Annotated in this window: 21 protein-coding genes; 12 read left to right on the top strand and 9 right to left on the bottom strand. The window is 69.0% G+C overall.

What is annotated here, in order from left to right:
- Window positions 1–109: 109 nt before the first annotated feature.
- From QZ814_RS12475 to QZ814_RS12440, 8 genes are read right to left on the bottom strand one after another with little or no spacing between them, the layout of a single operon-like run.
- Window positions 110–655, bottom strand: coding sequence for a hypothetical protein (locus QZ814_RS12475; protein ID WP_294332689.1), 546 nt, complete (start codon window positions 653–655; stop codon window positions 110–112).
- A gap of 58 nt (window positions 656–713) precedes the next feature.
- Window positions 714–1,703 (bottom strand): type II secretion system F family protein, encoded by a 990-nt coding sequence (locus QZ814_RS12470; protein ID WP_294332687.1) that lies wholly within the window; start codon window positions 1,701–1,703, stop codon window positions 714–716.
- A gap of 5 nt (window positions 1,704–1,708) precedes the next feature.
- Complete coding sequence (locus QZ814_RS12465) at window positions 1,709–2,689, bottom strand: type II secretion system F family protein (protein ID WP_294332685.1); 981 nt, start codon at window positions 2,687–2,689, stop codon at window positions 1,709–1,711.
- Between the two features lie 4 nt (window positions 2,690–2,693).
- Window positions 2,694–3,968: a pilus assembly protein CpaE gene (locus tag QZ814_RS12460; RefSeq protein WP_294332683.1), complete on the bottom strand. Its 1,275-nt coding sequence runs from the start codon at window positions 3,966–3,968 to the stop codon at window positions 2,694–2,696.
- The gene (locus QZ814_RS12455; protein ID WP_294332681.1) at window positions 3,965–4,597 is read right to left on the bottom strand and encodes a CpaD family pilus assembly lipoprotein; all 633 of its coding nucleotides are present in this window, start codon (window positions 4,595–4,597) and stop codon (window positions 3,965–3,967) included. Before QZ814_RS12455 ends, QZ814_RS12460 begins: the two co-directional genes overlap by 4 nt.
- A gap of 23 nt (window positions 4,598–4,620) precedes the next feature.
- Window positions 4,621–6,201: a type II and III secretion system protein family protein gene (locus QZ814_RS12450; protein ID WP_294332679.1), complete on the bottom strand. Its 1,581-nt coding sequence runs from the start codon at window positions 6,199–6,201 to the stop codon at window positions 4,621–4,623.
- A gap of 1 nt (window position 6,202) precedes the next feature.
- Window positions 6,203–7,246: a Flp pilus assembly protein CpaB gene (cpaB, locus tag QZ814_RS12445; protein ID WP_294332676.1), complete on the bottom strand. Its 1,044-nt coding sequence runs from the start codon at window positions 7,244–7,246 to the stop codon at window positions 6,203–6,205.
- Window positions 7,247–7,303: 57 nt separating this feature from the next.
- On the bottom strand, window positions 7,304–7,783 hold the full coding sequence (locus tag QZ814_RS12440; protein ID WP_294332675.1) for a prepilin peptidase: 480 nt from the start codon (window positions 7,781–7,783) through the stop codon (window positions 7,304–7,306).
- 48 nt (window positions 7,784–7,831) lie between these two features.
- Here QZ814_RS12440 and QZ814_RS12435 point away from each other — a divergent pair, with 48 nt between their 5' ends.
- The 8 genes from QZ814_RS12435 (at window position 7,832) to QZ814_RS12400 (ending at window position 14,745) form a co-directional block, all read left to right on the top strand.
- Window positions 7,832–8,767 carry an alpha/beta hydrolase gene (locus tag QZ814_RS12435; RefSeq protein WP_294332673.1) on the top strand — a complete coding sequence of 312 codons (936 nt, stop codon included), beginning with the start codon at window positions 7,832–7,834 and terminating at the stop codon, window positions 8,765–8,767.
- Window positions 8,764–9,837 carry an FAD-binding oxidoreductase gene (locus QZ814_RS12430; protein ID WP_294332671.1) on the top strand — a complete coding sequence of 358 codons (1,074 nt, stop codon included), beginning with the start codon at window positions 8,764–8,766 and terminating at the stop codon, window positions 9,835–9,837. Before QZ814_RS12435 ends, QZ814_RS12430 begins: the two co-directional genes overlap by 4 nt.
- A gap of 54 nt (window positions 9,838–9,891) precedes the next feature.
- Window positions 9,892–10,662: a FadR/GntR family transcriptional regulator gene (locus QZ814_RS12425; RefSeq protein ID WP_294332669.1), complete on the top strand. Its 771-nt coding sequence runs from the start codon at window positions 9,892–9,894 to the stop codon at window positions 10,660–10,662.
- Between the two features lie 106 nt (window positions 10,663–10,768).
- Window positions 10,769–11,176: a thioesterase family protein gene (locus tag QZ814_RS12420; RefSeq protein ID WP_294332665.1), complete on the top strand. Its 408-nt coding sequence runs from the start codon at window positions 10,769–10,771 to the stop codon at window positions 11,174–11,176.
- A 36-nt stretch (window positions 11,177–11,212) separates the two neighbouring features.
- Complete coding sequence (locus QZ814_RS12415; RefSeq protein ID WP_294332663.1) at window positions 11,213–11,890, top strand: ferritin-like domain-containing protein; 678 nt, start codon at window positions 11,213–11,215, stop codon at window positions 11,888–11,890.
- 64 nt (window positions 11,891–11,954) lie between these two features.
- Window positions 11,955–12,917, top strand: a complete 963-nt coding sequence (locus QZ814_RS12410) for a bile acid:sodium symporter family protein (RefSeq protein WP_294332661.1) — start codon at window positions 11,955–11,957, stop codon at window positions 12,915–12,917.
- Window positions 12,917–13,891 carry an NAD(P)-dependent oxidoreductase gene (locus tag QZ814_RS12405; RefSeq protein ID WP_294332658.1) on the top strand — a complete coding sequence of 325 codons (975 nt, stop codon included), beginning with the start codon at window positions 12,917–12,919 and terminating at the stop codon, window positions 13,889–13,891. Before QZ814_RS12410 ends, QZ814_RS12405 begins: the two co-directional genes overlap by 1 nt.
- A 29-nt stretch (window positions 13,892–13,920) precedes the next feature.
- On the top strand, window positions 13,921–14,745 hold the full coding sequence (locus QZ814_RS12400) for a cytochrome c (protein ID WP_294332656.1): 825 nt from the start codon (window positions 13,921–13,923) through the stop codon (window positions 14,743–14,745).
- Between the two features lie 22 nt (window positions 14,746–14,767).
- Here the strand turns inward: QZ814_RS12400 and QZ814_RS12395 are convergent, their stop codons facing one another.
- On the bottom strand, window positions 14,768–15,106 hold the full coding sequence (locus QZ814_RS12395) for a hypothetical protein (protein ID WP_294332654.1): 339 nt from the start codon (window positions 15,104–15,106) through the stop codon (window positions 14,768–14,770).
- 235 nt (window positions 15,107–15,341) lie between these two features.
- Here QZ814_RS12395 and leuC point away from each other — a divergent pair, with 235 nt between their 5' ends.
- The 4 genes from leuC (at window position 15,342) to QZ814_RS12375 (ending at window position 18,637) form a co-directional block, all read left to right on the top strand.
- Window positions 15,342–16,784: a 3-isopropylmalate dehydratase large subunit gene (gene leuC / locus QZ814_RS12390; protein ID WP_294332651.1), complete on the top strand. Its 1,443-nt coding sequence runs from the start codon at window positions 15,342–15,344 to the stop codon at window positions 16,782–16,784.
- Window positions 16,785–16,804: 20 nt separating this feature from the next.
- A complete protein-coding gene (locus tag QZ814_RS12385; protein ID WP_294332649.1) occupies window positions 16,805–16,945 on the top strand; it encodes a hypothetical protein in 141 nt (46 codons plus the stop codon).
- A gap of 98 nt (window positions 16,946–17,043) precedes the next feature.
- The gene (gene leuD, locus QZ814_RS12380) at window positions 17,044–17,673 is read left to right on the top strand and encodes a 3-isopropylmalate dehydratase small subunit (RefSeq protein WP_294332647.1); all 630 of its coding nucleotides are present in this window, start codon (window positions 17,044–17,046) and stop codon (window positions 17,671–17,673) included.
- Complete coding sequence (locus tag QZ814_RS12375) at window positions 17,636–18,637, top strand: NADPH:quinone oxidoreductase family protein (protein ID WP_294332717.1); 1,002 nt, start codon at window positions 17,636–17,638, stop codon at window positions 18,635–18,637. The genes leuD and QZ814_RS12375 overlap by 38 nt, the downstream gene beginning before the upstream one ends.
- Window positions 18,638–18,695 lie beyond the last annotated feature (58 nt).

Below are 18,695 nucleotides of genomic sequence, written 5' to 3'. Positions count from 1 at the left end.
CACAGGTGAATGCGCGTTTGCAAATGGGAGAGCTGCGGCAGATTGCTGCACAAACGAAAGCGCCCGGGCGTGGTGCCCGGGCGACAGTCAACTGAATTGTTCGCGTTGGTCAGACGCGCTGGCCGAACCGCCTTGCATGTTCGTCGGTACGACCGGCGCGCAGCAGCGCGGCCTGCTCGCGCCAATGCTCGTCCACGATCGTCCCGCGCGGCAGGCCGAGCCGATCCTCGAGGGGCAGTTCGTCCTCGCCCGGCAGGTTCTCGATGTCGCGGAAATGCTGGATGCCCAGCTGGTTGAGCTGGCGTTCGCGATGCTCGTCGATGCCGCGGATGCGGGCGAGCACATCGGTGCCGCCATAGAACCAGCTGCGCATCGCCGAGTCACGCTTGTCGGGTGCCGGGTCCGCGACGGGCGCCGGCCGCCGGTCGGCCAGGCTACGCTCGAGCCGGCTATTGGCGGCTTCCAGATCGCGGATGCGGCTGTTCGCCACCGTCAGTTCCTCGCGGAGCGCCTGGTGGGCGGCCTCTTCCGCCTCGAAGCGATCGCGCCACTTGCGGCCGCTGCGGTTGCTGGCGAGACCGAGCAGCCACCCGGCCACCAGGGCAAGCGCGAGCCCGAGAAACTGCAGCGGGGTGGTGTAGGGCAGGTCGTTCATGCGCGGGCTCCAACAGTCTCGCGCACAACCTGCCGGGACGATCAAGGTTCCCCCGGCCTCAGCGCATCAACGCATCGTTGATTGAGCATGCTGCGGGCCCAAGAATGACGATGAACAATACCGGCAGGATGAACAGGATCAGCGGCACGGTCATGATTGCAGGAAGTCGTGCGGCCTTTTCCTCTGCGCGCATCATTCTTTCGTTACGAAATTCTGCAGAAAGCACGCGCAGCGCGGAGGCGAGGGGGGTGCCATACTTCTCGGTCTGGATCATCGTCGTGACGACGCCGCGAATTGCTTCGAGATCGATGCGGAGCGCAAGATTCTCGAACGCCGCCCGGCGGTCGGTGAGGAAGCCCAGCTCGATCGCGGTGAGCGAGAATTCCTCGCCCAGTTCCGGATAGGCGCGGCCCAGTTCCTTGGCGACGCGGCCGAAGGCGGCGTCCACCGTCAGGCCCGCCTCGGCGCAGATCACCAGCAGGTCGAGCGCGTCGGGCAGGCCCTTGCGGATCGCGTCGCTGCGCTTCTGGATGCGGTTCTTCAGGTAGAGGTCGGGGAATTTGTACGCGAGGATGAAGCTGCCGGCGACCAGGCCATAGGCCTTGAGCGGCGACCAGGTGGCGAACGTATCGGTGCCGTAGACGACGTACAGCATCGGGCCGCCGACCACGATCGGCAGCACCAGCCGGCCGAAGATCACGCCCACCGCCCATTCGCGCCGCCGGATGCCGGCACGCAGCAGCTTGAGCTGGGCGACCTTGAGCTGCTCGTCCTGGAGCACCTTGAGCGAGGAGAGCAGGCTGCGGATGCGATCGGTCGTGTCGCTGCGCTGGACCAGCTTCACGCGGCGCTTGGACGGGGTGGCGGCGATGCCCGCCTTGAGCTCCTCGCGGCGTTCGTTGAGTGCCTTCACCCGCCGCGACATCGGGTTGCGCACCGTGGTCGCGGCGTAGATCGCGACGAGCACCGCGAGGGCGGCGACCGCCGACAGGATCGTCGCGACCCAGGTGACGTCGATGCCGAGCAGGGTGGGGCCGGTGGGTTCCATCGCCGTCAGATCTCGAAATTGACCATCTTGGCCATGATGAAGGCGCCGATGGCCATCCACACGAGCCCGCCGCCGCCGGCGACGATCAGCCGCTGATCGGTGAAGAAGTGCATCATGTAGTTGTTGTTGATGAACCAGACGAGGCCGAACACGATGAACGGCAGCGAGCCGACGATCAGCGCCGATGCCTTGCTCTCCGACGACATCGCCTTGATCTTGAGCTTCATCTGCGAGCGCTTGCGCAGCACGTCGGACAGATTGTTCAGCGTCTCGGCGAGGTTGCCGCCGGTCTCGCGCTGGATCGCGATGGTGATGGTGAAGAACTGGAACTCGGGCGTGCCGAGCCGATCGGCGGTCTCCTGCAGCGCCGCGTCGAGCGTGCGGCCGATCTTCATCTTGTCGCTGATGCCGCGGAATTCCTCGCCCACCGGACCCGTCATTTCCTGACCGACGACGCCCATCGTCTCGGTGATCGGCAGGCCCGAGCGCAGGCCGCGGACGAGCAGATCGATCGCGTCGGGGAAGGTGGCGGTGAACTTCGCGACACGGCGCTTCACGAAGAAGCCGACGACGAAATGCGGCACCCACAGCCCGACGAACGTGCCGAACACCAGCGCCAGCAGCAGCGGCGCGCCCTTGACCAGCAGCAACGCCGCGACGGCGATGCCGAGGCCCAGCGTGGCGAGGCCGTACTGGCCGACGGTCCAGCTCTTGCCGGTCATCGCCAGCCGTTTTTCGAGCTGCGCCTGGTTGGGCAGCAGCCGCGCGAAGGTAAGCTCGAAGCCGCTGGCCTGGGCGGTGGAGATGCGGCGGAGCTGCGCCTCCATCGCGTTGGCGCCGGTCGCGCTCACCAGATGCCGGTCGCGCAGCGAGGTCAGCCGCCGCGCGCTGGCACGCTGCGCCGAGGGGCCGGACAGCGCCAGCACGAGCAGCGCCAGCACCGCCGCGGCGCCCAGGCCCACCATCAGGAGCGGCAGCAGCCCCATCGCCCTATTTCTTCTTGCTCGCCATCAGCGCCTTGAGGTCGCCGAGCTTGCTGAGCAGCGACCCGCCTTTGGCGGTCGCCTTGGCGTCGCCCTCCTCGCCGGCGTCGGTGATCTCGAGGATGCGGCGGCTGAGGTCGGTCAGCGGGGCGAAGCTGCGCTGGTTCTTGCCCACCTCGGCCATGGTCTTGCCCAGCTTGGCGGCCTGGCTGGCGATCTTGGGTTCGAACGGCACGAGGAAATCGATGCGGCGCTCGATCGAGCCTTCGAAATCCTTGCGGCTGATCTCCAGCAGGCCGGCCTGCGGCACCTTGTTGGCGACGATGAACAGCTGGGTCTGGGGCGCGTTCGACTTGAACCAGCTGAGGATGCGGATCGCGTCGCGCGCGGCGGCGAGGGTCAGCTCGGTCGCGAGCACCGCCACCTGCACATCGGCGATCAGATGCGGATGCTGCACCAGCATCTGGCGCGGCAGATCGGTCACCGTGCATTCGAAGGCGCCGCGCATCTCCTCCTGCAGCTGGTAGAAGGCCGCGCCGTCGCCCAGCATCGGCGCGTTGATCGGCGCCTCGGCGGAGAGCACCGCCAGTCGCTCCGAGGCGCGGACCATCGCGCGTTCGATGAACAGCCCGTCGATGCGGCTGGGGTTCTCGATCGCGTCGGTCAGGCCGCGGCCCGGCTCCAGATCGAGCGCCAGCGCGCCGGTGCCGAAATGCACGTCGAGGTCGAGCAGCGCGGTGGTCCGCGCCGCGCGCTCGCTGAGCAGCCAGGCGATCGAGGCGGCGATGCTGGTGGCGCCGCAGCCGCCGCGGGTGCCGATCACGGCGACGGTACAGTGCGGATGGCCGACGATCGCCTCGGTCTGCTTGGGCGCAGCGAGCGTCACCTGCGCATGCAGGAACGCGTCGCGCAGCATGTCCGGGTTGATCGGCTTGAGCAGATAATCCTGGATGCCGCTCGCGATCAGGTCGCGGTAGAGCCGCACGTCGTTCACCGCGCCGGCCGTGAGCACGATGGTGCCGGGCTCGCAAACCTCGGCGAGCGCGTTGATGTCGTTGAGCGGGTCGCCCGATTCCGACAGGTCGACGAACAGGATGTTCGGGCTGGCGGAGACGGCCAGCGTCTGCACCGCGTTGCGCAGGCCGCCCTTGTTGACCTTTTCCGGCGACCAGCCGAGCTCCACTGCGATCGGCCGCATGAGCTCGGCGGTGGCCTCGTCGCACACGAAGGCGGTGAACGGTTCGCGGCTGGCGGCGCGGCCCGGGTTGAACGGCGCGTTCACTTCGGCCCTCCGGCGGACTCGCTCTTCACCGTCGTGCCGCCGCTGCCCGAGGGCACGGCCGCGCGATAGGCGCCGATCGCCTTGGTCATGGTCTGCGGATCGGCGGTGGGGGAGCCGGGGGCGCCGCGCACCAGATCGGCCGGATCGGCGACCATCGCGGCCAGGTTGGACGCGGTGGCGCAGCCGAAATTGGAGCTGGTGCTGGCATCCGCCGTCATCATGCTTGGGTGCGAATAATCGGGGCAGCCGGGCACGCTGGCGCTGGTGCGGGTGAGCACGACGCGGACGCTGTCGCTGCCGCTCGGTCGCCCGGTGGCCGGCGCGCGATCGGCGAGCATCAGCCCGTAGCGGCCGGCGGCGGCGGCGACTTGCGTGCGGCCGGTGCTGCCGTCGGCGCCGTCGTCGATCGACAGCCGGTCGCCGTAGCGCAGGTTCATCGCGCCCATCCATTCGGCGAGCCGGTGGTCCTCGCCGGGCGCGAGGCGGCCGTTCGAGGCCTGGAGGTCGAGCGTCAGGTCCTGCCGGCTGACCACCGGCTGGTGCACCGAATCGAGGCTGCCATTATAGCCGGCGCATCCGGCGAGCAGCAGCGCAGGGACGGCGAGGGCGAGGGCGGGGCGCGGGAACAAGGCGGTTCTCCTCAGCAGGCGCATCACAGGCCGAAGCCCGGCGCGGCAGCCGCGCCCCGGGACTTGCGGCCGGAACGGGGCGGCGCGATCGGCGTGGGGGCCAGCGCCTCGGTCGACGGCGCGGCGCTGGGCGGCGCCATGCTCGGCATCGGCCGGTCGCCGCCGCTCTTGCCGCCGGCAAGCTCGCCCATGAAAATGCGGTCGAAATCGTTCGGCGCCTTGTAGCCGTCGGTCGGCAGGCGGATCTGGTTCGCGTTGACCGGCCGCACGAGATACGGCGTGATCACGATCACCAGCTCGGTCTCGTTGCGCTGGAAGGCGTTGGAGCGGAACAGCGCGCCGAGCACCGGCATGTCGCCCAGCCCCGGCGTCTTGGTGATCGAGTTGTTGTGGGTGTTCTGCAGCAGCCCGCCGATCACCATGCTCTCGCCCGAGCCCAGCTCGACCGTCGTCTCGCTGCGGCGGGTGGTGAGTGCGGGGATGGTGGTGTTGGCCAGCGTCACCGCGCCCGAGGACGAGAGCTGCGACACTTCCGGGCGCACGTGGAGCGAGATGCGCCCGTCCGCCAGCACGGTGGGGGTGAAGGCGAGGCTGACGCCGTACTGCTTGTACTCGACGGTGGTCGTGCCGAGCGCCTGGGCGATCGGGATCGGGATCTCGCCGCCGGCCAGGAAGTTCGCCGTCTCGCCCGAGAGCGCGGTGAGGCTGGGCGAGGCGAGGGTGGAGACCTGGCCGATCGTCTCGCCGAAATCGAGGCTGGCGAGCAGATCGGTGCCGAGGAAATGCCCCGCCGCGCCGAGCAGCGTGTTGCCGGTGCTGGGGCTGGGGAAGGTGAACACCTTGCTGCCCTTCACCGCGCCGCTCGCGGGATCCTGCGTGTCGCCGGTCCAGGTCGTGATCGACCCCTGCTTGCCCTGATTGATCCCGAACAGGAAGCTGCCATGGTCGCGGTTGGTCAGGTTGACGTTGAGGTTCTTGACGAAGCTGCGGCTCACTTCGGCGAAGCGCACCTGCAACTGAACCTGCAACGGGGTGGCGGTGCGCAGGCGATTGACCACGCCGATCTTGAGCGGCGTGCTGGCATCGTCGATCTTCACGCCCGGATTGAGCAGGCTGGTGACCAGCCGCTGCGCCTGCTCGCTGTCCTGCGGCGAACGGACGGTGCCGTTGAGCACCGCGATCTGGCCGACGGTGGTGACGGTGATGTCGGAATCCGGCATCGCCGCCTTCATCATCGCATCGATGCTGCTGATGTTCTGGCTGACGCGGACGCTCGCCGAGTAGATCACCGCGCCGGCGGCGTTGGTGGCGAACACCGTCGCTTCGCCAAAGGCCTTGCCATAGAGGTGGATCTGCCGCGTGCTTGCGACATAGACGTCGGCGACGCTCGGGTTCGAGGTCCAGACATTGGTCGCGGCGGCGGGCAGGGTGACGAGTTCGCCCTCGCCGATCGACAGCAGCACCTCGCGCGCCGGGCGCTGGCTGCCGGCGGGCAGCTGCGCCATGCGGGCGACCGGCTTGGCGGGGCGGCCCTGCGCGAGCGCAGGCTGGGCGGCGAGCAGCGACGCGAGCGCGCCCAGGCCGAGGGGAAGGGTGCGCTGCATCTCAGTTCTTTCCGCTCACGGGGACGAGGCTCGCATCGCTGCCGCGCACGACGCGGACGACAGGCCCGATCGGCTGCGGTGCGGCGCCGGGATAGCCGGACACGACAGCAGAGGCGGGGCCGGCTGGCGCCATGCCGCCAGGCGCGCCTTCCTTGGCGGGCACGGTTCGACGCTGGAAGCGCGACACGTCCGCGCCGGTGACATAGCTGTCGCCATCGTCCTGGGGGCGGCTGGCGGCGCGGGCGAGGAACGCCTTTTCCTTCTTGGGATCGTCCGGCACGGTCACCGCGCCGCTGGCGATCGCCTCGTCCAGGTCGCTCTGCGTGTCGGCGATCGAGCGCAGCGACAGCGAGAGGCTGCCGACGGTCTGCGCCACCGCGATCTTCTCGGCGATCTTCGGCGTCGCCTCGACGGTGACGGTGGAATAGCCGACGACGACGGTCTTGCCCTTGTCGTCGGTCTGCTTGTCGGTGCGCTGGTCGGTGGCGAGCACGCGCAGGTTGCGCAGCACCGTTTCCGAGGCACGCAGCGGCGGGCCGTCCCCATTCACCGTCTGCGTCAGGATCAGGTCGATATGGTCGCCCGGAAAGACGAAGCCGGCGACCGCGCTCTGGGCGGAAACCGGGACGGTCACCGCGCGCATGCCGGGGCCGAGGGCGGCGGCAAGGAAACCGCGGTCGCCCGGCTTGACCAGCGCGCCCTGGGTGACCGGCTGGCCGGCGGGGATGGCGAAGCGGACGACGGTGCCCTGCAGCTTGGCCGGCTCGCTCTGGCCGCGGACATAATAGGCGCCCTGCACCAGATCCTTGGGCCAGGGGCGGAATTCGAGTGCGGTCGGATCGAGGATCGTGCCCACCGGCAGCGCGCGCTTGGCGACCAGCACTTCGGTGGTGTTGACCGGGGCAGCCGGCGGGGCGGCCACGCCGTTCGGCATCGCACCGGCGACGGGCGCAGGGCTCCCCACGACGAGGCTGCGCGCCATGAACGCGGTGATCGCGGCGACCACCAGCGCACCGACGAGCAGCAATAGCCTACGTGCGTCCATCCTGTGTTGTGCCTCTTCACACTTCGTTGGCCGACCCGGTATTGGCCGCGTTAAGCATCATCCAATTCGGTTAAGAATCGGTTCGCAAAGGACAATCAGCGCGGCGAGGGTGATCGCGACGCCGTAGGGCACCTCGATCGCGGCGGCAGCCGTGCCGCGCCGGCGGATCCATTTGTGCAGCAACATCAACAGCGTGAGCGCGCCGCCCAGCAGCGACATCAGCAGCAGCATGCGGAGCAGCGGCGCCAGTGGCAGCCACAGCGCCAGCGCGCCGATCAGCTTCACGTCGCCGCCGCCCATCATGTTCAGCGCGAACGCACCGGCGAACAGCGCGAAGACAAGGCCGGCCCATCCGATCTGGACGGCAATGTCCGGCCAGAGGCCCATCCCGCTCGCCCACCACCAGAGCGGTGCGGCCAGCGCGATGGCTGCGTTCTTGGCGTTGGCGATGGTGCGGAAGCGCACGTCCTCGACCCCGGCCGAGACCAGGACCAGCGCGAGCGCGCCGAGCAGACATGCCTGGAAGATCGCCCCCATGGCCCAAATGGGTAGACGGACCGGCTTACGAAACCGTAACCACGACGCATGGCAGTTTCCCGGAAGGTTGCGCGCGAAATCCCTGAAGGCGCGAACGTCGATCGCTGGCCGGCGCCCGATGGCTGGATGCTCCGGCGCTTCCACTGGCCCGCGCCGGGCGGGCGCGGCAGCATCCTGTTCCAGACCGGCCGCGGCGACGTGTTCGAGAAATATCTGGAGAGCTTCGCGTACTGGCATGCCCAGGGCTGGACGATCACCGCGTTCGACTGGCGCGGGCAGGGCGGCTCGGGCCGGCTGACGCCCAAGGCCAATTGCGGGCATATCGGCGATTTCGCGGCCTATATCGCCGACCTCCGCGCGTTCGCCGCGCAGTGGATGGCGGAGACGCCCGGCCCGCATGTGGTGATGGGGCATTCGATGGGCGGGCATCTGGTGCTGCGCGGACTGGTCGAAGGCGCGATCGCGCCCGACGCGGCGGTGCTGATCGCGCCGATGCTGGGCGTGCGCAGCGCGCTCGGTCGGCTGGCGGCACCGACGGCGCGGCTGTTGTCGCGGCTCGGCGATCCGCGGCGGCCTGCCTGGAAGGGCAATGAAAAGCCCTATACCACCGAAACGCGGGCCAATCTGCTCACCCATGATCCCGATCGCTATGCCGACGAACTCTGGTGGCAGGCGCAGGACCGCGCGCTGCTGACCGGCCCGCCCAGCTGGCAATGGCTGGTCGAGGCGTTCCGCTCGATGGCGGATCTCGAGGCAGGCCCGATCGAGGCGGTGCGCACGCCGCTGCTGCTGCTGGTCGCCGAGGCGGACGGGCTGGTCGATGCGCGGGCAGCACTTCGGATCGCGCCGCGCTTGCCCGATGCGGCGCTGCTGCGCTTCGGGCCGGAGAGCGCGCACGAGATCCTGCGCGAGGCCGATCCGGTGCGCGATCGTGCCCTCGCCGCGATCGCGGGCTTTCTCGATGCGCGGGCGCCCCGCCGGTGAGCCGCTACGACGTTGCCATTGTCGGCGCCGGCATCGCCGGGGCCAGTCTCGCCGCCGAACTGGCGCCGCACGCCCGCGTGCTGCTGCTCGAAGCCGAGGACCGGCCCGGCTATCACGCCACCGGCCGATCGGCCGCCTTCTGGTCCGAAACCTATGGCGGGCCCGACATCCAGCCGCTGACCACCGCCTCGGGCCCGATGCTGCGCGACGGAGATTTTCTGGACCCGCTCGGCGAGCTGCACCTCGCCCGTGCGGGCGACCAGGCGCAGGTCGACGCCTTTCTCGCCGCCTTCGAGGGCAGCGGCGTGGCGCTGGATGCCGTCGATCCGCGCGCGCTGGTGCCGGGGCTGCGGGAGGATTGGGCGCTCGGCGTCCTCGAACCCGGCTGCGCCTATATCGACGTGGCCGCGCTGCATCAGCACTTCCTCGCCCGCGCCAGGGCGGCCGGCGCGGTGCTCCACTGCTCGGCGGCGCTGATCGGGGCGACCCGCGCGGACGGTAGCTGGCAGCTCGAAACCCGTGCCGGTGCGTTCGCCGCCGCCCAGCTGGTCAACGCCGCCGGTGCCTGGGCGGACGCGGTGGCGGTGCTGGCCGGCGCCACGCCGATCGGCATCCGCGCCTATCGCCGCACCATGGTGCAGCTGCGCACCGATCCCGCGCCCCCTGCCGGTTGCCCGCTGGTCAGCGACCTCGGCGGGACCTTCTATTTCAAGCCCGAGGCCGGCGGGCGGCTGTGGCTCACGCCGCATGACGAAGTGGACAGCCCACCCTGCGATGCCGCGCCGGAGGAGATCGACGTCGCCACCGCCATCCACCGCTTCGAGCAGGTGGTCGACTGGCGGGTCGCGGCGCTCGAGCATCGCTGGGCGGGCCTGCGCAGCTTCGCGCCCGATCGGCGGCCGGTCTATGGCTTCGATCCCGCGACCCCCGGCTTCTTCTGGTGCGCCGGGCAGGGCGGCTTCGGCATCCAGACGGCGCCCGCGGCTGCCCAATTGGCATGCCGGCTGCTGCTCGGCGGCACGCCCGCGCTCGATCCCGGCCGCTATCGCCCCGACCGCTTTCGGGACTGATTGGTAAGGCCAAAGGCTTTGCGAAAATCCGCCGCTCGCCTATGAGATGAGTTGATGAAACTAAACCGCAGCAAACTCTACCAGCGCGTGGCCGCGTCGATCGCGGACGGAATCGAGGCGGGCCGCTGGGCGCCCGGCACGCGCCTTCCCGGCGAACGCGATCTGGCCGAAGAATATAAAGTCAGCCGCCCGACGATCCGCGAGGCGATGATCGCGCTCGAGATGAAGGGCTGGATCGAGGCACGGCATGGCTCGGGCCTCTACGTCACCCACCGCGACAATTCGGGCGGGCTGCGCGAGGATGCGCTCAATCTCGATATCGGCGCCTTCGACCTGACCGAGGCGCGGATCCTGTTCGAGGGCGAAGCGGCAGCACTGGCAGCGGTGTCGATCACCGCCGAGCAGCTGGCCGAACTCGACCATATCGCCGCCGAGATGGCCGATCCGGCGACCGGCAACGCGACGCTGTTCGATGCCGATCACCGCTTCCACATCGCGGTGGCCAACGCGACCGGCAATTCGGCGATCCGCAGCGTGGTGGAATATCTGTGGGACCTGCGCAGCCGCTCGCCGCTGTGCGCCAACATGTTCGATCGCGCGCGCCGCAACGGCGTCAATCCGCGCTATGACGAGCATCGCCCGATCCTCGACGCGCTCCATGCCCGCGATCCGCACGGGGCGCGCGCGGCGATGCGGCGGCACCTGCGCGGGGTGGTCGACGACCTGCTCGAAGCCACCGAGCTGGAGCTGATCGAGCGCGCCCGGCACGAGCTCGATGCGCGCCGCGACACGCTGGCCAAGCGGCTGGAAATCGGCCCGGCCTGATCGGCTTCCGCTACGGCATGCGCGGCTTGGCGGACGTGCTCGACATCCGCCGAATTTCGTCTGTCGCCGGCTCGCTTGTTCGGCCCCGCTGGTCTATGATGCAGGGGTGAGCAACACCGCGATTCCCTTCGAATTCCGGGTCGACGTCGCCCAGGACGACATCGACTTCATGGGACATGTGAACAACGCCTCCTATCTGAAATGGGTACAGGCGGCGGTGGTCAGCCATTGGCAGGCGCTGGCCCCGGTCGAGGCGGTGGCCGAGCACCTCTGGGTCGCGCTCAAGCACGAGATCACCTATCGCCGCCCGGCGTTCCTGGAGGACGACGTGGTCGCCACCGTGCTGCTGGAGAAGGTCCAGGGTGCCCGTGCCTTTTACGAAACGATCATCCGCCGCGGTTCCGAGGTGCTCGCCGAGGTGAAGTCGAGCTGGTGCTGCCTCGATGCGGAGACCAAGCGCCCGGCGCGGCTGGCCAAGGACGTGATCGACCATTTCTTCGTCAAGAACGATTGATTGACGGAAATAAATCAGACGCATAGCGTCTGGCCCATGTTGTCCGCGTTCCGCCGCCGCTATCTCGACCTGCTGGGGTCGATCTACATCTACAACGAGCATCGCGGCTATACGAGCATCGACCGGGTGCTCGAGGCGGTTCGCGCCCGTGCCCCGCACGACCACGCGCTGATCGCCGCGATCGAGCAGCACCGCGCCGACGAGCGCAAGCATTATCAGATGTTCAAGCGGTGGTTCGAGCTGCAGGGCCGCATGCCGCTCGCGCTCGACCGGACCTTCGGCCACATCGATCGCTTCGTCGAGATCATGTTCCGCCGCACCATCGACACGCTCGATACCCGCAAACTGATCGAGGACGATGCCGAGTTCGAGAAGCTCTGCCGGGTGATCTCGCTCACCGAGCAGCGCGGCCATCGGCAGGTCCACATCCTGCTCAACCACCCGGCGGTGCTGAGCGACAAGGTGCTCACCCGCATCTTCCGGATCATCGAGCAGGACGAGCCGAGCCACTGGGCGCCCTATGACGGCTGGCTGCGCGCCCATGGCAAGCGCGCGCCGCGCTGGTGGGAGCGCGCGGTGGACAGCTTCATCCATTCCGAGCTGCTGTTCGTGAAGCTGCCCTTCCTGTTCCTCAACCCCTTTGTCCGCCGCCGCCCCGACTGGGCGGATGCGGGCGAGCAGGTGCAGCGGAGCCCCTTGCCGGCTGCAGCCTGAGCGCTTGCACGGGGCTGCAGGTGCGCGCATGGGCGACCGCACTATCCATGGTGTGAGTACCCGCATGGCCGCCCTTCGTCGCTGGATCGATCCCTATCTGTTGATGCTGCTGGGCACGGTGGGCCTGGCCGCGTTGTTCCCTGCGCGCGGCATCGGCGCGAGCATCGCCGACCAGGCGGTGACGATCGCCGTCGCGCTGCTGTTCTTCCTCTATGGCGCGCGACTCGCACCCTCGGCGATCTGGGCGGGGCTGACGAACTGGCGGCTGCAGCTGACGGTGTTCCTCAGCACCTTCCTGTTCTTCCCGCTGCTCGGGCTCGGCGTCTATGCGGTTGCCGGCCAGCTGCTGCCGGGCGGAATCGCGCTCGGCCTGCTGTTCCTCTGCCTGCTGCCCTCGACGGTGCAGTCGTCGATCGCCTTCACCTCGATCGCGCGGGGCAATGTGCCGGCGGCCTTGTGCAGCGCCTCGCTCTCCAACCTGATCGGGGTGATCATCACCCCGCTGCTCGCCGCGCTGCTGCTGCCGCACGGCAGCGGCGCGGGCTTCTCGCTGGCGCAGCTCGAATCGATCGCGATGCAGATCCTGCTGCCCTTCGCGGCCGGGCAGGCGGCGCGGCCGTTGATCGGCGCCTTCATCCTCAAGCATCGCACGCTGACCATGGTGGTCGATCGCGGATCGATCCTGCTGGTCGTCTATGCCGCGTTCAGCGAGGGGATGGTCGCCGGCGTGTGGAGCCGGGTGTCGCTGGCCGATCTTGCGCTGGTGCTGGCGTTCAACGCGGTGCTGCTCGGCATCGTCATCGCGGTGACGACGGTCGGCAGCCGCAAGCTGGGCTTCTCGACCGAGGACGAGATCGCCATCGTCTTCTGCGGCTCGAAGAAGAGCATGGCGAGCGGCATCCCGATGGCGACCATCCTGTTCCCGGGCGGCGCGGTGAGCCTGATCGTGCTGCCGCTGATGATCTTCCACCAGCTCCAGCTGTTCGTCTGCGCGGTGCTGGCGCGGAAATATGGGAGCCGCCCCTGATGCGGGTGCTGCTCACCGGATCGTCGGGCTGGCTGGGACGCTTCCTGGCGCCGATGCTTCGGGGGGCGGGGCATGCGGTGATCGGGCTCGACGTGGCACCGGGAGCGGACACGCAGGTGTTGGGCTCGGTCGCCGATCGGGCGCTGGTCGAGCGCGTGTTCGCCGAGCAGGGCATCGAGGCGGTGCTCCATGCCGGCGGGCTGCACAAGCCGGACATCGTCCGCTATCCGGCGCAGACCTTCCTCGACGTGAACGTCGCGGGCACGCTCAACCTGCTCGAATGCGCGGCGGCGGCGGGGCATGACCGGTTCGTCTTCACCTCCACCACCTCGCTGATGATCAGCCAGGCGATCCGCGACGAGGCGGGCGAGGCGGCGGTGTGGCTTGACGAGACCAGCGGCCCGCTTGTCCCCCGCAACATCTACGGTGTCACCAAGCTCGCCGCCGAGGGGCTGTGCCGGATCGCCTGGGCCGAGCAGGGGCTGGCGACGATCGTGCTGCGCACGAGCCGCTTCTTCCCGGAGGACGACGACACCCATGCCGTGCCCTCGGGCGAGAACCTCAAGGCCAACGAACTGCTCCACCGCCGGTTGACGGTGGAGGATGCGGCGCGGGCGCATCTGGCGGCGCTGGAGCGCGCGCCGATGGTGGGCCACGGCGTGTTCGTGATCTCCGCGCCCACGCCGTTCGTGCGGGCGGATTGCGGCGACCTCAAGCGCGACGCGGCGGCGGTGATCGCGCAGGCGTTCCCCGAGGCGGCGGCGCTCTATGCGGCGCGGGGCTGGACGCTGCCGGCGAGCATCGGCCGGGTCTATGATGCGGGGCTGGCCGAGCGCGTGCTGGGGTTCCGCTGCGAGACCGACTTCGCCGCCGTGCTGGCGGCACTCCGCAACGGCGGCCCGCTGCCCTTCGCGCACGACCCGGCCTATGTTTCGCCCAAGGAGCGTGGCGGAGACGGCCCGGTTCTGGCATAGCGCGGCGCATCCTTCCGGGGGGAATGACGATGCGGATCTTGGTGCGACTGGGGCTGGGCGTGGCGGCGCTGGCGGTGCTGGGGGCGGGCGGGCTGTACGGCGCCTCCGAATGGGTACTTTGCCGCAGCCACGCCGTGCCGCTGAGCGCCATCGCGGTGCCGCACGATACCGCCTCGCTGGCCGAAGGATCGCGGCTGGCGACGCTCACCGGCTGCAAGAGCTGCCATGGCGACGGCAAGGGCGCGGTGTGGACCCCGGTCGACTGGCGCGAGGGGCAGGTCGCCCCGCCGCCGATCGCGCGCAGCGCCGCGCGCTATTCCGATGCCGAACTCGCCCGGCTGATCCGCCAGGGGGTGACGAAGGAAGGGCGGACGGTCTTCCTCATGCCCGCCTGGTCGATGACCTATCTCGCCGACGACGATGTCGGCCGGATCATCGCCTGGGTCCGCAGCCTCAGGCCCGCGCCCGACGATGTGCTGGCGAGCACCTGGTTCGGCCCCGTCGGCCGCTGGAAGATCCTGACCGGCGCCACCCGGCCGAGCCTGGTGGCGGAGCCGCACGGAGTGGCAAAACGGCCCGCCGATCCGGGGCGGTACCTGACGCAGGTGCTCTGCTCCGAATGCCACGCGCTCACCGAGCCGCGCACCCATGACGGCAAGCCCGTGCCCCCGCTCGCGCCGATGGCGGCAAGCTATGCGCCGGGGGAGTTCCAGCGGCTGCTGCACGAGGGCGTCGGGGCAGGGGGCCGCAACGTCGGCTTCATGGGCACGATCGTGAAGGAGAACCTCCACGCACTGCGGCCGGACGAGGTGGCGGCGGTGCAGCGCTATTTGCGGGGGGTGGCGGCGAAGTAACCGGCCCGCCTGGATCCGCCGCTCAGTGGCCGCGCGCGGTGACGAACAGATAGAGGAACATGCCGAGGCCGACCGAGAGCATCAGCGGCGCCGCATGGCGACAATAGGTGATGTCGCGCCGGATCGGCTTGCCCGTGGAGCGCGAGTCCACGATGCTTCCGGTCGCCGTGAAGGAGACAAGGCCCGCCAGCCCGATCACGAGCAAGGTGAGGACCAGCAGCACCAGCGATCGTCCCGCCAGCTTGTCGGTCAGCGCGGCTACGCCGCCCAGCGAAAACAGGCATAGCCCGGTGAGATGCTTGAAGTAATCGTAGAGCAGCGTGGCGCCGTCGTGATCCGCCGGTGTTTCGTCTTCTTCCATGGATTTGCCCCAAAAGACGCGAGGGTTTTTCGAAAAGGCCCTTGCTCCAGAGTTATCCACCTAACCCGCACGATCATACAACGCCCAATATAAAAGCTTTGTCGGGAGGCATGGTGCATGGCCATGGCGGGTTGCGGGCGCTCAGGCGGTCCGGGAGCGGGAGAGGCAGGCGCAAGGTGGAGCAGAAAATGTCCCCAAAGCTTGCATCCGCGCACGATTCGACTAAAGCGCGCGCATGTCGAGTGAACCGCGCACCCTGTATGAGAAGATCTGGGCCGACCATGTCGTCGAGCGCCGGGACGATGGCACCTGCCTGATCTATATCGATCGGCACCTCGTCCACGAAGTCACCAGCCCGCAGGCCTTTGCCGGCCTTCGCGCGGCGGATCGCACGGTGCGTCGTCCCGATCTTACCCTCGCGGTGCCCGATCACAACCTGCCGACCACCCCGCGCGTCGATGCCGCCGGCAACCCGCTGCCGATCGCCGATCCGGCCAGCGCCGGCCAGCTCTCCGCGCTCCGCGCCAATGTCGCCGAGTTCGGCGTGCCCTATATCGACGCGCTCGATGCGCGGCAGGGGATCGTCCATGTCGTCGGTCCCGAACAGGGCTTCACCCTGCCCGGCACGACGCTGGTGTGCGGCGACAGCCATACCTCGGCGCATGGCGCGCTGGGGGCGCTGGCCTTCGGCATCGGCACCAGCGAGGTCGAGCATGTGCTCGCCACCCAGACGCTGCTGCTCAAGCAGTCGAAGACGATGGAAGTCCGCGTCGACGGCACGCTCGGCCACGGGGTCAGCGCCAAGGACGTGGTGCTGGCGATCATCGGCAAGATCGGCGCGGCCGGCGGCACCGGCTATGTCATCGAATTCACCGGCGAGGTGATCCGCAACCTCTCGATCGAGGGGCGGCTGACCATCTCCAACATGTCGATCGAGGGCGGCGCGCGCTCGGGCCTGATCGCGCCGGACCAGAAGACGTTCGACTATCTCAAGGGCCGGCCAATGGCGCCGACCGGCGAGGCATGGGACCGCGCCGTCGCCTATTGGAAGACGCTGCCGACCGACAAGGGCGCGGCCTACGACAAGGTGGTGACGCTCGACGCGGCCGACATCGCACCGTCGCTCACCTGGGGCACCAGCCCCGAGGACGTGGTGCCGATCACCGGCGTCGTCCCCGATCCGGAAAGCTTTGCCGATCCCTCGAAGCGCGCCGCCGCGCAGCGCTCGCTCGACTATATGGGCCTCACCCCCGGCACCGCGATGCAGGACATTCCGGTGGAGCACATCTTCATCGGGTCGTGCACCAACAGCCGCATCGAGGATCTGCGCGCCGCCGCCGCGGTGGTGCAGGGCCGCAAGGTCGCCGACCGCATCCGCCAGGCGCTGATCGTGCCGGGCTCGGGACTGGTCAAGCGCCAGGCCGAGGAAGAGGGGCTCGACCGGATCTTCCTGGAGGCGGGCTTCCAGTGGCGCGAGCCGGGCTGCTCGATGTGCCTGGCGATGAATCCGGACAAGGTTCCCGCCGGAGAACGTTGTGCTTCCACTTCGAATCGCAATTTCGTAGGACGCCAGGGTCCGGGTTCGCGCACGCACCTCGTTTCGCCCGCAATGGCGGCGGCGGCGGCAGTGACCGGGCACCTGACCGACGTTCGCGAGTTGATGGCGAACCAGGCGTAATAGTTAAGGGGAGAGACGCCGTGAAAAAGGCGCTCGTCGCATTGATTGCCGGAACCATTCTGAGCGGTGTCGCCGCAGCCTATGCGGGTGCCTATCCGCGGCCGGAGACGCCGATCAAGACGATCCCGGCGCTCGAGCGAGCCGTCGTCGCACCGCGCTGACGCGGGCGGCCGATTGCCGGAAATTGGGGTGGCTGCCGGCCACTCGTTAGGAAAGCTGTGTCCATGCATCTGAACACCGTGTCGGCGGAGCGCCGCTGATGGAGCCGATCCAGCAGGTTTCGGGGCGCGCCTATCCCTGGGGCGCGAAGAACATCGATACGGATATCATCATCCCCGCGCACTGGCTGAAGACCACGACGCGCGAGGGGCTGGGCAAGGGCGCGTTCGAGAGCGTTCGCGCGGAGCCGGGCAACCTGTTCGACGATCCGCGCTATGCCGGCAGCCCGATCCTCGTGGCAGGCGAGAATTTCGGCTGCGGCTCCAGCCGCGAGCATGCCGCCTGGGCGCTCGCCGATATGGGCATCAAGGCGGTGATCGCGCCGAGCTTTTCGGACATCTTCTCGGGCAACGCCTTCAAGAACGGTATCGTCACCGTCGTGCTGCCGCAGGCGGCGATCGACCGGCTGGTGCAGGTGGCGACCGCCAACGAGATCACCGTCGACCTGGAGACGATGACCGTCACGACGGACTTCCAGGACCGCTTCGCCTTCGAGCTCGACCCGTTCCGCCGCGACTGCCTGATGCAGGGGCTGGACGAGATCGGCATGACGCTGGCACAAGATACCGCGATTTCGAAATTCGAATCCGCGGTTGCGCATGAACGCCCGTGGATCGCTGGTGGAGGCGGACATGAAGGCGTTGCTGTCGAAGGCGTCGGGCGGACCTGATACTCTAAGCCTGGAAGAGGTGGCCGATCCCGCAGTCGGGAAAGGCCAGGTGCTGGTTGGCGTGCGCGCCTGCGCGATCAACTATCCCGACGTGCTGATCATCGAGGATCGCTACCAGTTCAAGCCGCCCCGCCCGTTCGCGCCGGGCGGCGAGATCGCCGGTGTGATCGAAGCGGTAGGCGAGGGCGTCACCGACTGGGCACCGGGCGACCGGGTGATCGCGGTGCCGGGCCATGGCGGGCTGGTCGAGAAGCTGGTGCTGAGCCCGGCGCAGCTCTACCGGCTGCCCGAGGGTCGCAGCTTCGAGGACGGTGCGGCACTGCTGCTCACCTATGCGACGACGATCCATGCGCTGCTTGATCGCGGCAAGCTGAAGGCCGGCCAGACGCTGCTGGTGCTCGGCGCGGCGGGCGGCGTCGGGCTCGCGGCGATCGAGCTGGGCAAGGCATACGGCGCGACGGTGGTGGCGGCGGTCTCCTCCGAGGACAAGGCCGAGGCGGCGCGGGCGGCGGGGGCGGATGCGACGCTCGTCTATCCGCGCGGGCCCCTCGACAAGGAAGCATCGAAGGCGCTGGCCGAGGCGTTCAAGGCGGCGGTCGGCCCCAAGGGGGCGGACGTGATCTACGATCCGGTCGGCGGCGACTATGCCGAGCCGGCACTGCGCGCGATCGGCTGGGAGGGGCGCTATCTGGTGGTGGGCTTCCCGGCGGGCATCCCGAAGCTGCCGCTCAACCTGACGCTGCTCAAGAGCTGCGACGTGTGCGGCGTGTTCTGGGGCGCCTTCGCCGCGCGCGATCCCCAGGCCAACCGCACGCATGTCGACACGCTGTTCCGGCTGTGGAGCGACGGCAAGATCGCGCCGCGGGTGACGGAGGTGTTTCCGTTTGCGGAGGGCGGCGCGGCCATCGCCAAGATGGCGGCGCGGGCGGTGATCGGGAAGGTGGTGGTGCGGGTGGCGGGGTAGGGGGTACCGACGCGCCCTTGAGTCTCCGGCTTGCCTTCAAAGTGGAGGCGCGCGATGC

This window comes from uncultured Sphingomonas sp., from assembly GCF_913777625.1.
In the GTDB taxonomy this organism is placed as follows: Bacteria; Pseudomonadota; Alphaproteobacteria; order Sphingomonadales; family Sphingomonadaceae; genus Sphingomonas.
The sequence above is the reverse complement of the archived record's forward strand: the minus strand, read 5'-3'. Positions and strand labels throughout refer to the sequence as shown.